Source organism: Leisingera sp. McT4-56 (genome assembly GCF_020514995.1).
Taxonomy (GTDB): Bacteria; Pseudomonadota; Alphaproteobacteria; order Rhodobacterales; family Rhodobacteraceae; genus Leisingera; species Leisingera aquaemixtae_A.
The window spans coordinates 91063-104669 of record NZ_JAJALF010000007.1 but is presented as its reverse complement, the minus strand read 5'-3'; the positions used below and the strand labels follow the sequence as shown (position 1 = coordinate 104669).

14 protein-coding genes are annotated in these 13607 nt (G+C 65.0%); 5 read left to right on the top strand and 9 right to left on the bottom strand.

The window, feature by feature from the left end; translation table 11 throughout:
* Window positions 1–16 precede the first annotated feature (16 nt).
* Window positions 17–949 carry a 2-hydroxyacid dehydrogenase gene (locus LHL23_RS10455; RefSeq protein ID WP_226429809.1) on the top strand — a complete coding sequence of 311 codons (933 nt, stop codon included), beginning with the start codon at window positions 17–19 and terminating at the stop codon, window positions 947–949.
* 86 nt (window positions 950–1035) lie between these two features.
* Here the strand turns inward: LHL23_RS10455 and LHL23_RS10450 are convergent, their stop codons facing one another.
* The 7 genes from LHL23_RS10450 to LHL23_RS10420 form a co-directional block, all read right to left on the bottom strand.
* Window positions 1036–3051, bottom strand: coding sequence for a M3 family metallopeptidase (locus tag LHL23_RS10450; protein WP_226429808.1), 2016 nt, complete (start codon window positions 3049–3051; stop codon window positions 1036–1038).
* Between the two features lie 81 nt (window positions 3052–3132).
* Window positions 3133–3483 (bottom strand): hypothetical protein, encoded by a 351-nt coding sequence (locus LHL23_RS10445; RefSeq protein ID WP_226429807.1) that lies wholly within the window; start codon window positions 3481–3483, stop codon window positions 3133–3135.
* Between the two features lie 9 nt (window positions 3484–3492).
* Window positions 3493–4542, bottom strand: a complete 1050-nt coding sequence (locus LHL23_RS10440) for a HesA/MoeB/ThiF family protein (RefSeq protein ID WP_226429806.1) — start codon at window positions 4540–4542, stop codon at window positions 3493–3495.
* Window positions 4542–4997, bottom strand: coding sequence for a dUTP diphosphatase (dut, locus tag LHL23_RS10435; RefSeq protein WP_226429805.1), 456 nt, complete (start codon window positions 4995–4997; stop codon window positions 4542–4544). Before dut ends, LHL23_RS10440 begins: the two co-directional genes overlap by 1 nt.
* A 39-nt stretch (window positions 4998–5036) precedes the next feature.
* On the bottom strand, window positions 5037–6233 hold the full coding sequence (gene coaBC / locus LHL23_RS10430; RefSeq protein ID WP_226429804.1) for a bifunctional phosphopantothenoylcysteine decarboxylase/phosphopantothenate--cysteine ligase CoaBC: 1197 nt from the start codon (window positions 6231–6233) through the stop codon (window positions 5037–5039).
* Between the two features lie 60 nt (window positions 6234–6293).
* Window positions 6294–7103 (bottom strand): ChaN family lipoprotein, encoded by an 810-nt coding sequence (locus LHL23_RS10425; RefSeq protein WP_226429803.1) that lies wholly within the window; start codon window positions 7101–7103, stop codon window positions 6294–6296.
* Between the two features lie 23 nt (window positions 7104–7126).
* Window positions 7127–8005, bottom strand: a complete 879-nt coding sequence (locus tag LHL23_RS10420) for an RNA polymerase factor sigma-32 (protein WP_222481771.1) — start codon at window positions 8003–8005, stop codon at window positions 7127–7129.
* Between the two features lie 274 nt (window positions 8006–8279).
* On the opposite strand from LHL23_RS10420, the gene cobU reads away from it, so the two are divergent.
* The 4 genes from cobU (at window position 8280) to LHL23_RS10400 (ending at window position 11742) form a co-directional block, all read left to right on the top strand.
* A complete protein-coding gene (cobU, locus tag LHL23_RS10415) occupies window positions 8280–8798 on the top strand; it encodes a bifunctional adenosylcobinamide kinase/adenosylcobinamide-phosphate guanylyltransferase (RefSeq protein WP_226429802.1) in 519 nt (172 codons plus the stop codon).
* Window positions 8795–9376 (top strand): histidine phosphatase family protein, encoded by a 582-nt coding sequence (locus LHL23_RS10410; RefSeq protein WP_226429801.1) that lies wholly within the window; start codon window positions 8795–8797, stop codon window positions 9374–9376. The genes cobU and LHL23_RS10410 overlap by 4 nt, the downstream gene beginning before the upstream one ends.
* Before the next feature lie 58 nt (window positions 9377–9434).
* Window positions 9435–10118, top strand: coding sequence for a glutathione S-transferase (locus LHL23_RS10405; protein WP_226429800.1), 684 nt, complete (start codon window positions 9435–9437; stop codon window positions 10116–10118).
* Between the two features lie 115 nt (window positions 10119–10233).
* Window positions 10234–11742 (top strand): YifB family Mg chelatase-like AAA ATPase, encoded by a 1509-nt coding sequence (locus LHL23_RS10400; protein WP_226429799.1) that lies wholly within the window; start codon window positions 10234–10236, stop codon window positions 11740–11742.
* Here LHL23_RS10400 and LHL23_RS10395 read toward each other — a convergent pair.
* Window positions 11734–12639 (bottom strand): alpha/beta hydrolase fold domain-containing protein, encoded by a 906-nt coding sequence (locus LHL23_RS10395; protein WP_226429798.1) that lies wholly within the window; start codon window positions 12637–12639, stop codon window positions 11734–11736. The genes LHL23_RS10400 and LHL23_RS10395 overlap by 9 nt on opposite strands.
* The gene (gene gshB, locus LHL23_RS10390; RefSeq protein WP_226429797.1) at window positions 12639–13574 is read right to left on the bottom strand and encodes a glutathione synthase; all 936 of its coding nucleotides are present in this window, start codon (window positions 13572–13574) and stop codon (window positions 12639–12641) included. The genes LHL23_RS10395 and gshB overlap by 1 nt, the downstream gene beginning before the upstream one ends.
* Window positions 13575–13607 lie beyond the last annotated feature (33 nt).

The window sequence follows — 13607 nt, the reverse complement described above, 5'->3', positions numbered from 1 at the left end:
TATTCAGGGAGTTTCCATGACCGCCAATGTCCTGTTTGCAGGCCGCCCCGACGCCTGGCCAGCCTATGAAACGCTTTTGAAGGCAGAGCTTGCCCGGCTTGGCGTGGATGCCGATCTGCGCAATGAATTTGCGCCGGAGGAGGTGGATTACATTGTCTACGCCCCCAGCGGTCCGGTCAGCGATTTCACCCCCTTCACCCGCCTGAAAGCGGTTCTGAGCCTGTGGGCAGGTGTCGAGAAAATCGTGCCTGTTGTGCCCGCCGAACTGCCGCTCACCCGGATGGTGGACAGCGGGCTGGAGCGGGGCATGACCGAATGGGTGGTGGGCCACTCGCTGCGCTACCACCTGGGCATGGACGCGCATATCCTCGGCCAGAACGGGCACTGGGAACCCAAGGCCCCGCCGCTGGCCAAGGACCGCCGCGTGACTGTGCTGGGCCTTGGCGCCCTCGGCACCGCTTCGGCCCAGGCATTGGCTGCGCTCGGGTTTCAGGTTTCGGGCTGGAGCCGGACACAGAAAGAGATTGCTGGTGTGATTTGCCACTCCGGCGCCGACGGGCTGAAGGCGGCACTGGCGCAGGCGGAGATCGTCATTCTGCTGCTGCCTGATACGCCCGCCACCGAAAACACCCTGGATGCGGATACCCTGGCGCTGCTGCCCAAGGGGGCCAGGATCATCAACCCGGGCCGCGGGCCGCTGATTGATGACGCGGCACTGCTGGCGGCACTGGACAGCGGCCGGGTCGGCCATGCCACGCTGGACGTGTTCCGCATCGAGCCGCTGCCGCCGGAACACCCCTATTGGGCGCATCCCAATGTGACGGTGACCCCGCATATCGCCTCGGAAACCCGCGAAAGCACCGCGGCGGAGGTGATTGCCGAAAACATCCGCCGCGCCGAGGCAGGCGAGCCGCTGCTGCATCTGGTCGACCGCAGCCTCGGCTACTGAGCGCAAAAGAGCGGACTGGCGCGCCCGCTCTTTCATCTTTCCTGAAAATACTCAGACCAGAGGCAGCGCCCGTCAGGGCGCTTTCCTTATTCCGCGGCCAGGCCGCGGCCTTTCAACAGCGCATCCACACCGGGCAGCCGCCCGCGGAAAGCTTTGTACAGCTCTGCCGGATCAGCGGAGCCGCCTGTGGACAGAATGTGTTCCTCCAGCGCCTTGGCGCGTTCCGCGTCAAAGGCCCCGCCCGCTTCCTCAAAAGCGGCAAAGGCGTCGGCGTCCATCACCTCCGACCACATGTAGCTGTAGTAGCCGGAGGAATAGCCGTCGCCTGCAAACACATGCGCGAAATGCGGCGTGGCGTGGCGCATGATGATCGCCCGCGGCATGCCGATTTCCTCCAGCACCTCGGCCTGCCTGGCCATCGGGTCGGAGGGTGCCGCCCCGTCGTGGAAGGCGAGGTCGACCAGGGCGGAGGCAACATATTCCACCGTCTGGAAGCCCATGTCGAAATTGGCCGCCCCCAGCACCTTCTCCAGCATCTCCTGCGGCATCGGCTCACCGGTTTCCGCGTGGGTGGCAAACTCCTGCAGCACCTCCGGCACTTCCAGCCAGTGTTCATACAATTGGCTAGGCAGCTCCACGAAGTCGCGCGCCACCGAGGTGCCCGAGATGCTCTCGTAAGTCACATCCGACAGCATCTGGTGCAGTGCGTGGCCGAACTCATGGAACAGGGTGCGGGCGTCGTCCCAGGACAGCAGCGCCGGATCGCCCTTGGCGAAATTGCAGACGTTGATCACCACCGGCGCCTGCACGTGCGGGAACTTGGCCTGCTGCCGCATGGCCGAGCACCAGGCGCCAGAGCGCTTGGAGCCGCGTGCGAAATAGTCGCCGATGAAGACCGCCACATGGCTACCGTCCCGGGTCACTTCCCAGGCGCGGCAGTCGGGGTGGTAAAGCGGCACCTCCAGCGATTTGAACTCCAGCCCGAACAGGCGGTTGGCGCAGGCAAAACATGCCTCGATCAGCCGGTCCAGCTGCAGGTAGGGCTTCAGCGCAGCCTCATCCAGGTCATGCTCGGCCTTGCGGCGTTTCTCCGCGTAGTAGCGCCAGTCCCAGGGTTCCAGATCGCCGTTGACTCCGTCCGCCTGCATCATTTCAGTCAGGATCTTCGCATCCTGATCAGCGCGCGACTTGGCAGCCCCCCAGACCTCCATCAAGAGCCCGCGCACGGCCTCCGGCGTCTTGGCCATTTCGGTTTCCAGCTTGTAGGCTGCGAAGTTTTCGTAGCCCAGCAGCTGCGCGCGTTCTTCACGCAGCTGCAAGATCTCCGCTGCGATGGCGCGGTTGTCGGTCTCGCCGCCATTGGCGCCGCGGGCGGCCCAGGCGTTGAAGGCTTTCTCGCGCAGGTCACGGCGGGGCGAAAATTGCAGGAACGGCGTGATCAGCGACCGCGACAGGGTGACCACCGCGCCGCCTGCGCCCTTTTCCTCGCCAGCCGCGCGGGCCGCCTTGACCACGAAATCCGGCAGGCCTTCCAGATCCTCCTCGCTGAGCTCCATGAACCACTTGCGCTCATCCGCCAGCAGGTTCTGGGTGAACTGGGTGCCCAGGGTGGCCAGCCGCCCCTTGATCTCCTGCATCCGCGTGTCGGCGTCACCTTCCAGCGCCGCGCCGCCGCGGACAAAGCCGCGGTGTGTCAGCATCAGCACCCGCTGCTGCTCCGCCGTCAGGTCCAGTTGCTCGCGCTGGTCCCACACCGCCTTGATGCGCGCATAAAGCGCCTTGTTGGCGGTGATGGCGGAGAAATGCGCGGCAAGTTTCGGAGAGAACGCCCTCTGCAGCTCTTCCCGCCTGGGGTTGCTGTCGGCGCCGGCCACGGTGAAGAACACGCCCAGCACCTGCTCCAGCTCGCGGCAGGGTGTCTCCAGCGCCTCGATCACATTGGCAAAGCCGGGCGGCTCGGAACTGTTCGCGATGGTATCGATCTGCGCCTTGTGCGCCTCCAGCGCCTGCTCCAGCGCTGGGGCAAAGTCATCGTCGGAAATGCTGTTGAACGGGGCAATTTCAAACGGCGTGTCCCAGCGGGACAGAAGCGGGTTGGACATATGAGAGGTCTCCTTTGCAGGCGACGCTAGCGGCAAAGACAGGGAGCTGCAATTGACCTTTCCTTGCGCGGCACCGGCACCTCAGCCGCCCGCCCCATCACCCTCCGTCAGCTCTGCCGGAATGATGCGGATGGGCACGTCAGCGATATTGGCCGCACGGGCGATGCGCCATTCGAACCGGCCCATTTTGCCATCGGTGTCGATCAGCACGACCACCGGCTCCTTGCCGGTGATCTCTGCTGCAAACAGCGCCTGCTGGAGGCTGTCGAGGCTGCTGCGCTTGTCCAGCCCGAACTCGATGACCCGGTTTTCGTTCTCGCAATCGGTGCGGATCGAGGCGGCGCCGCCGGGATAGGTGAAATCATGCACCCGTTCCGGCTGGCCGCCGAACAGGGCACTGCACAGGAGCGCGATGAAATAGGCTTCGTTCACTGGCAGGAATCAGCTTTCCGCCTTGCCGCCGCAGGCCGGGCAATCCGCCCGGCGGGACAGGCGGATTTTGCGGGTTTCACCGTAAAGCCCGTCATAGATCAGCATCTCGCCCCGCAGCACCGCTCCGGCACCGGTGATTTGCTTGACCGCCTCCACCGCCATCATCGACCCGACCACCCCGGGCAGCGGACCGATCACACCCGCCTCGGAACAGCTGGGCGCAAGACCGGCAGCGGGCGCCTCCGGGAAGATGCACTGGTAACAGGGACCGTCGTTGGCAGGATGGAACACGCTCAGCTGCCCCTCCCACTGCGACAGCGCGCCGGAGATCAGCGGTTTGCCCAGCGCCACCGCGGTACGGTTGGCCAGATAGCGGGTTTCAAAATTGTCGGTGCCGTCGAGGATCAGATCATAATCGGCAAACAGCTCTGCCGCGATCTCTTCGGTCAGGCGGCGGTTGTACGGGCGCACCTCCGCATAGGGGTTCTGCGCCTGCATCGCGGCCTGGGCCGAGAACACCTTGGGCTTGCCGATGTCCTCGTCCCGGTGGATCACCTGGCGCTGCAGGTTGGCATTGTCGACCACATCGTCGTCGATCACCCCGATGGTGCCGACGCCGGCCGCCGCGAGGTATTGCAGCGCAGGCGCCCCCAGCCCACCCGCGCCGATCACCAGCACCTTGGCTTTCTTCAGTTTCTTCTGCCCCGGCCCGCCCAGTTCCCGCAGGACGATGTGGCGGGCATAGCGGTCAAGCTCGCTTTCGGTAAAGGTGCTGGCAGGCTGGCTCATCTCTGCTTCCTGTGGCTGGGCGCGGTTTTTCAAAGCCGTCACGATACGCGCATAGAAACCGGCCACAAGGGCAAAGCCGCCCAGCAACAGCCAGGGCGCCGCAGAGCCGCCTGTGCCTTCGCGCAAGGGGTGCCCGTCCGGCAGGGTCAGCTGCACTGCCAGCACAGCGATGAACAGCACCGCCAGCAGCGTTATGCGCAGATTGCGGGGCAGGCCAAGGAAGCGCCCGCCCCACCAGATCAGCGCTGCCAGGACCAGGATCCGCAGCATCAGGCCTGCCCGGTGGAGCCGAACCCGCCGTCGCCCCGCTCAGTTCCGGAAAGCGCATCTGCAACTTCAAACCGCGCCTGCAGAACCGGCGCCACCACCATCTGCGCAATGCGGTCGCCGTGCGCGATCTGAAATGGCTCCTGCCCGGCATTCATCAGGATCACCCCCAGCGGGCCGCGGTAATCGGCGTCGATGGTGCCCGGCGTATTGGGCAGGGTGATGCCATGCTTCAGCGCCAGCCCGGAGCGGGGGCGGATCTGCACCTCATAGCCTGCCGGGATCTCGATCCGCAGCCCGGTCGGCACCAGATTGCGCGCCCCCGGCTGCAGCACCAGGCAGCCGCGGTCCGGCAGGTTGGCGCGCAGGTCAGCACCGGCGGCACCGGCAGTTTCATACGACGGCAGCGGCACATCCCGGTCTGCCCCCTCATCGTGGATCACACGGATAGTCACCATCACAGCGCCCCTGCTTCTTCTTTGCTCAAATACTCAAACTCACCCGGCCAGCGCCGCCGCGATCCGTTCCGCCAGCTTGCGGGCGACTTCGTCCTTTCCCATCCGCGGCCACTCCTCGGCGCCTTCGTCAGAGATCAGGATCACCGCGTTTTCGCTGCCCCCCATGATGCCGGTCGCGGGGGAGACGTCATTGGCCACGATCCAGTCGCAGCCCTTGCGCTTGCGCTTGGCAGTGGCGTTTTCCACCACGTCGTTGGTCTCGGCCGCAAAGCCGACCACCAGCCCGGGGCGGCCGTTCTTCATCTGCGAGACGGTCTTCAGGATGTCGGGGTTTTCCGCAAACTCCAGCACCGGCAGCCCGTCCTTGGATTTTTTCAGCTTCCGGTCGGAGGCGCTGGCCACCCGCCAGTCCGCCACTGCGGCCGCAAAAACGCCGGCATCCGCAGGCAAAGCCGCCTGCACCGCCGCCTCCATCTCGCGGGCGCTTTCCACCGGTACAACCTGCACGCCCTCGGGGGGCCGGACCGCTGCCGGGCCCGTGATGAACACCACTTCCGCTCCCAGATCGCGCAGAGCACGGGCCACCGCTGCCCCCTGCGCCCCGGAGGAACGGTTGGCAATGTAGCGCACCGGGTCGATCGGCTCATGCGTGGGGCCGGAGGTCACCAGGATGCGCTTGCCCTTCAGCGGACCATCCGCGAGTTTGGCCGCAATCGCCGCCAGGATTTCCTCCGGCTCCGCCATCCGGCCGGGACCGAACTCGCCGCAGGCCATGCTGCCGTCGTTGGGGCCGATGAAAGACACACCGTCCTCTTTCAGGGTTTCAAGGTTGCGCTGCGTTGCCGGGTGCTCCCACATGCGGACGTTCATCGCAGGCGCCAGCAGCACCGGCGTGTCGGTCGCCAGCAACAGGGTCGAGGCGAGGTCATTTGCAAAGCCTTGCGCCATTTTCGCCATCAGATCGGCAGTGGCCGGCGCCACCACCAGCAAATCAGCGCTGCGCGACAGCTGGATGTGGCCCATCTCGGCCTCTGCCGTCAGGTCGAACAGCTCCTGATGCACCGCTGTCCCGGCCAGGGCCGAAACCGACAGGGGCGTCACGAACTCCGCGCCGGCCCTGGTCAGCACCGGCGTCACCCGGGCGCCCTGATCCTGCAGACGGCGGATCAGTTCCAGCGACTTATAGGCTGCAATACCGCCGCCGATGATCAGTAGAATATGTTTGCCAGCCAGCATTTGCGCGTCCTCGCCCGGTTTCCCGCGACCTTACTGCGGCGCGGCACAAGAGTGAAGCAGTCAGCCGTCCTTGCGGAATGCGAGGCAGGGATCAGGCCGCTCGACCGATGGAGCATCCAGCACCAGATCAAATTGCCCGCTGATCAGCCCGTCCTCCGACTGCCCCAGGCTGCGGATCTCTGCATCGGGACGGGCCTTCGCCAGATAGACGGCCAGCCCCCGGTCGGTGCGGGCATGGCCATTGCCGGTGATAACGGCAACCGGACCGCCGGTGTCTGCCAGCGCCTTGTCTGCGGCAGCGGCCAGGCTGGCATCCCGCAAACGCTGGAAATCCACCAGCACCGGCAGCATCTCCAGCGGCATAGCATTGCAGTGGTTGGCCTGCTGGTCCGCTTCCCGAGCGGCCTGTTCCGCGTCCGGCAGCGGCTGGTCCAGGCCAAAGCGCGCAGAGGCTTCCACTCCGAAATAGGCAGCGACCCCTTGCTCCAAAGCTTCAGACGCTTCCTCCCGCGGCACCAGCGCGCCGTACTGCCTCGCGCCTTTCGCCGCAGCAAAAACCGGTGCGTACAGGCGGAACTCCGGCCAGCCGCTTGCATCCCAGCCGAGCTGTTTTGCTGTTTGCTCTGCATCGGCAAGCGTGTCCGGATCCAGCCCGCCCGCCTGTTCTGCTGTGATCATTTCCCAGACCACGGCCTTGGGCTGCAGTTCCAACAGAAGCTGCGCCTGCCGCTGGTGATGCATGGGGTTGTCATGCACCTCGCCGAGAATCACCACATCGGCTCCGCGCAAGGCATCCAAGGCGCCGGACAGCGTATCCGCGCGGGCGCCAGACACGCAAAGCGCCGCCAATCCGGCGGCGCTTGCAATCATTTTCAAGATATTGATCCGCTTTCTCATGAAAGCAATCTGTGCACCTCGCGGGACTGGCCTTCAAGGCATTTGCGCATTTTCTGGAAGGCTCCGGCCTCCAGCTGGCGCACCCGCTCCTTTGACAGGCCCAGCTCGGTGCCCAGGCTTTCCAGCGTGCGCGGGCGCTCCCGCAGTTTGCGCTCTGTGATGATGAAACGCTCGCGGTCGTTCAGCGCCTGCAGCGCCGACACCAGCCATTTGCGCAGCTGGCGGCGGTCATGCCGCTCCTGCACCAGTTCTTCAGCCTGAGAAGATTCATCTTCCAGCGCATCGATCCATTCGCGGCCTTCCTCGTCCGCGGACTGGATCGCATTGAGCGAGAAGTCAGCGCCGGACAAGCGCCCCTCCATCATCTCGACATCGCGCAGCGGCACACCGATTTCGCTGGCAATCTTCTGGTGCAGCTGGTGCCGGTCGAGCTTTAACCCGGATGCGCGCGCCTCGCGCTCGAACTGCGCCTGAACCCGGCGCATGTTGAAGAACAGCGATTTCTGCGACGAGGTGGACCCGGTGCGGACCATCGACCAGTTGCGCATCACATAGTCCTGGATCGACGCCTTGATCCACCAGACCGCATAGGTCGAGAAGCGCACGCCGCGGTCCGGATCGAACTTGTCCGCCGCTTTCATCAGGCCCAGCCCGGCCTCCTGGATCAGATCGTTCATCGGCGCCCCGTACCGCTTGAACTTGGCCGCCATCGAAATGGCCAGGCGCATATAGGCGTTGATGAGCCGGTGCAGCGATTGCACGTCGCGGTCGTCGCGCCAGGCATAGGCCAGGCGCCGCTCGGTCTCTGCGTCCAGCAGTTCCGCCTTCATTGCCTGTCTCGGCAATGGATTTTCCACTGTTTGATCAAGTGCCATGTGATTTCCCCCCGGAAACTAATTAACAAACTGCCGCCTGGGGGCGTGTTTGGAACAATCGGGGGCCCGGTTTTTAATAGTCCGGCAGCAACAGCGCGGGATGCGTCTCTCGGCTCATCCAAAGGCCAAAACGGAAAAGTTAAATAGTATCTTGGCCCCTGCGCAGGCTTTCCCGGCCATAAAAAGCGGAACCCCGGGATGCTGCGGTCTCTTGTCTTCACCGGGCCCTGCAGTTACCCACAGGAACGGCTTCGGACTCATAGGTTAGCAAAAAATGCCGTCAAATGTAACTTTTATTCTGGGGGGCGCCGCCTCAGGCAAGTCGGCATTTGCCGAGCAGCTGTGCGTAAACACCGGAAAAGATAAAGTTTACTGGGCGACTGCACAAATATTCGACAGTGAAATGCGCGAAAAAGTGTCCCGGCACCTCGAACAAAGAGGGGCTGGATGGGCCACTATCGAAGAACCGGAAACAGCTGCGCACGTCTTGGCGCCGCTGTCGCCGGGTCAGGTCTGCCTGATGGATTGCGCCACGATGTGGCTGACCAATCACCTGCTGGCAGAGCATGATCTGGAGGCCGCTCAGGCTGAGCTGCTGTCCGCGATCGATCATTGCAAGGCGGACCTGGTGATTGTCTCCAATGAAACCGGGCTTGGCATTGTCCCGGAAAACAAGCTGGCACGCCGGTTCCGCGAAGCCCAGGGGCGGCTCAACATCGCATTGGCCGCGCGGGCGGATACGGTGGTTCAGGTGACTGCCGGCCTGCCCCTGGTTCTGAAGGGGGCGCTGTGATCACCCGGCTGTTCTTGGTGCGGCACGGCCCAACCCATGCGAAATGCATGGTCGGCTGGTCCGACCTGCCTGCGGACCTGTCAGATACCGCCGCCCTCAACCGCCTGTCGGAATACCTGCCCGCCGGGGCGCTGGTGGTGTCCTCCGACCTGTCCCGGGCGGTGGAAACCGCCACGGCCATACAGGGCAGCCGGGAGCGCCTGCCCCACACCGGGGCCCTGAGAGAAATTCATTTCGGCGCCTGGGAGCTGCGCACCTGGGCCGAGGTGGACGCCGAAGACCCGGAGCGCATCCGCGCCTATTGGGAAACGCCGGGCGATGTCACCCCGCCGGGCGGTGAAAGCTGGCACCAGGTCTGCAACCGTGTGAATGCGGAAATTGACGGTCTGATCGCAGCGCACCGGGGCCGCGACCTGGTCGTGGTCGGCCATTTCGGCCAGATCCTGACCCAGATCCAGCGGGCGGAAATGCTCACGGCGGAAGAGGCCTTTGCCCACCGGATCGACAACCTGTCGGTCAGCGAGGTCTCCTATGGCCCCGATGGCTGGCGGGCGGGTGTGATCAATCACCTGCCGTGACGGTTGGCATCACAAACATTCCATTTTGAAATGCGCCGCCCGGCGCTAGCCTCCTGCCATGGCTTATGAAATCTATATTGGCGACCGCATGTATTCCAGCTGGTCATTGCGCGGCTGGCTCATGCTCGAAAAATTCTCTTTGCCCCATACGGTGCGTATGGTGGGGCTCTATTCCGGAACCATGGCGCAGGAAATGGCGCATCTGGCCCCGGCACGGCTGGTACCCGCACTGCGCACGCCGGAAGGCATGGTTGTCGGCGAAAGCCTGGCCATTGCCGAGACCCTGGCCGAACGCCACCCGGACGCCGGCCTCTGGCCCGCAGATCCGGCAGAACGCGCCACAGCACGCTGGCTGGCGGCGGAAATGGTTGGAGGATTTTCAGCCTTGCGCGGTGAATGCCCGATGCAGCTGGCCCATGTCTATGACGGCTTCGAGGTGTCGCGCGGCGTGAAGGCCGACCTGGACCGGATCGAGGCGCTGTTTGCCCACGCCCGCAAGGTATCCGGCCAAGACAGCGGTTACCTGTTCGGGGCGTATTCGCTGGCGGATGTGTTCTACACCCCGGTTGCGGCCCGGATCGTGGGGTACGGCCTGCCGGTTTCCTCTGAAACCCGCTCCTATTGCAAACTGCTGCTGTCGGACCCGGTTTTCCTGCAATGGCAGGAGAAGGCGCATGAGGTCAGCTATGACCCGGAACCCTATGCGATGGACCTGCCGAAGCGGCCCTGGTCCCTGGACTGAACCGGCGGCCTGCGCGAATTCTGCGTGAATTCGCGGCTCGCCGCCACGCACGTTAACCAATCGGAAACCACGATTGCCAAGCATCTCTCCCTGACCTTTCAGAAGGCGGGGAGAGATGACGGCACGTTCTTACACGGTGGCATTTCAGGGCGTCGAAGCCCGCCAGGTTGAGGTGCAATGCGCGGTTGCCCCTGGCTTGCCCGCCTTCTCGGTGGTCGGCTTGCCGGACAAGGCGGTGCAAGAGGCACGCGAGCGGGTGCGTGCCGCCTTCGCGGCAATGTCCATCGCCCTGCCATCGCGCCGGATCACCATAAATCTGTCCCCCGCGGACCTGCCCAAGGAGGGCAGCCATTTCGACCTGCCGATTGCACTCGCCTTGCTGGCCGCCATTGGCATTATCCCGGCGGAGAAAGCCGAGGAGACCATTGCTCTTGGAGAACTCTCGCTGGACGGCCAGCTGATGCCCGTGGCCGGCGCCCTGCCCGCAGCGGTAACGGCGGCTGAGGAAGGCCGGATGCTGCTTTGCCCGAAACCCTCAGGACCGGAGGCGGCTTGGGTCGACGCCGCGCAGGTGATCGGCGCTGCCACCCTGACGGAGGCGGTGCAGCATTTCACAGGCCAGCGGCGCATTGAACCTGCCATGCCGGGCGAAGCTGTCCTCGGTCTGGGCGGCAAGGATCTGCGCGACGTCAAAGGCCAGGAGACCGCCAAACGCGCGCTGGAAATCGCTGCCGCCGGGCGCCATCACATGCTGATGGTCGGCCCGCCGGGGTCGGGCAAGTCGATGCTGGCAGCGCGGCTGCCCTCGATCCTGCCGCCGCTGTCCCCGGCTGAGGCGCTGGAAACCTCGATGATCCATTCCCTGTGCGGGCTGATCGACGAAGGCGGCATCAGCCGCGCCCGCCCCTTCCGCGAGCCGCACCACACTGCCTCCATGGCCGCAATCGCCGGCGGCGGGCGGCGGGCGCAGCCGGGCGAGATCAGCCTGGCCCACAACGGCGTGCTGTTCCTGGACGAGCTGCCGGAGTTCGGCCGCCCGGTGCTGGAAACCCTGCGCCAGCCGCTGGAAACCGGCGAGGTGATGGTGGCGCGCGCCAACGCCCACGTGAAATACCCCAGCCGCTTCATGCTGGTGGCGGCCGCCAATCCCTGCAAATGCGGCTATCTGGCCGATGCCAACCGCGCCTGTTCCCAGGCCCCCATTTGCGGAGTAAACTATCTGGGCCGGATTTCCGGCCCGCTGCTGGACCGCTTCGACCTGCATCTGGACGTGCCGCCCGTGGATGTGGCCGATCTGGAGCTGCCGCCCAGCGCCGAGGGCTCGGCTGAAGTCGCGCAGCGGGTGGCAGATGCCCGCGAAATGCAGGCGGCCCGGTTCCGCACCCACCCCGGCCTGCGCCAGAACGCCGATGCCGAAGGCGCGCTGCTGGAGGACATCGCCGCCCCGGACGCCGAAAGCCGCGCCCTGCTGGTCCGGGCCGCCGAACGCTTCGGCCTCAGCGCACGCGGCTACCACCGGGTGCTGCGGGTTGCGCGCACGATTGCGGATCTGGCCTGCGAGGCACAGGTGCAGCGGCCGCATTTTGCCGAGGCGCTGAGCTTCCGGCTGCCGCCGTCACGCTGATGCGCTGCCGAGCACATCCGCGGCAAAGGCTGCGGCCTCCTCCAATGCGGCCTGGCCTTCGGGCAAGTGGCCCGCCATGAACTGCCAGACATGGGGAACATCCTGCCACAGGCTGAAGCGCACCTCGCCGCCCGAGGCTTCCAGCAGCTGCGCCATGCGCTGCGCATCTGACAGCAGCACTTCGCTGTCGCCAGCCTGAATCAGCACCGGCGGCGGGTCGGGGAAGCGGGCGAACAGCGGCGACGCCCGCACATCTGCCGGGTCCGCACCCGCAAGGTATTGATCCACAACCTCTTTCATCCGGCCGGCCGGAATGATCACATCCCTGTTCCGATTGGATTGAATGCTGGCCCCGCTCAGGGTCAGGTCGCACCACGGGGAGAAGGCGGCAAGGCCCGCGGGGCGTTCTCCCTCCTCCAGAAGACCCGCAAGAAGCGCCAGCGCCAGCCCGCCGCCGGCACTGTCACCGGCCAGCAGTATATCCCTGGCTGCATACCCCCTTTGGCGCAGATATACCCAAGCTGCCCGGGCATCCTCGTAAGCCGCCGGAAAGGGGGCCTGCTGCAACAGCCGGTAATCCGGCACTGCAATCTCCAGCCCGGACGCCCGTGACAGGCGGGACAGCATCCCCTGATAGGCACGCGCGCTGCCTGCCAGATAGGCGCCGCCATGCAGGAAAAGAATGATCTGCCCGCGCCGCACTTGCCCGCAGGACACCAGCTTCAGCGGCACAGGCGCAGGCCGCCGCTGCAGCCTGGTAAACGGCAACGCCGGATAAAGCCGGGGCGCAAAGGCTTCAAATACCCTGCGCGCCAGCTCCGGGTTGCTGGTCAGTTGCAGCACCGGTTTCATGCCATAGCGCATCCATGTGTTGATGGCGCGGCGCTGCCAGCTCATCAGCTGATCTTGGCTTCGATCGCCTGCCAGACCTTCCCGGCGATGTTCACCCCGTCAAAACGCTCCAGCTCCTGAATGCCGGTGGGTGAGGTCACGTTGATCTCGGTCAGGTAGTCGCCGATCACGTCGATGCCGACAAAGATCTGGCCCTTTTCGCGCAGCAGCGGGCCGATGGCGGCGCAGATTTCCAGGTCGCGCTCAGTAAGGCCGGTCTTTTCCGGGCGCCCGCCGGCATGCATGTTCGAGCGGGTTTCACCTGCCGCAGGCACCCGGTTGATCGCTCCCACTGGCTCGCCGTCGACCAGGATCACCCGCTTGTCACCGTTGCTGACGTCAGGCAGGAATTTCTGCACGATCAGCGGCTCGCGGCTGAAGCCTGTGAACAACTCGTGCAATGCGGTCAGGTTGCGGTCGCCGTGGTCGAGCCGGAACACCCCTGCCCCGCCGTTTCCGTAAAGCGGCTTCAGGATGATGTCGCCGTGCTTTTCCTTGAACGCCTTGATGGTTTGCAGGTCGCGGGCAATCGCCGTGGGCGGGGTCAGATCCGGGAAGTCCAGCACCAGCAGCTTTTCCGGATAGTTGCGTACCCAGAAAGGATCATTCACCACCAGCGTCTGCCCCTTGAGCCGGTCCAGGAGGTGCGTCGAGGTAATGTAATGCATATCAAAGGGCGGGTCCTGGCGCAGCCAGACCACATCGAAAGTGCCGAGGTCCACCTCCCGCTCCGCCCCCAGCACCGCCGGAACGCCCTCGACCCGCTGAACGGTCATGTCATGGCCGCGGGCGGTGACATGGCCCTCCTGATAGGCCAGGTGGTCCGGGGTGTAGAAAAACAGCTCATGGCCGCGCGCCTGGGCTTCTTCGGCCAGGCGGAAGCTGCTGTCCGCATTGATGTCCACGCCCATGACCGGGTCCATCTGAAAGGCGATCTTCATGGCAGTATCCCTTGTAAACTGGCCAAATACATG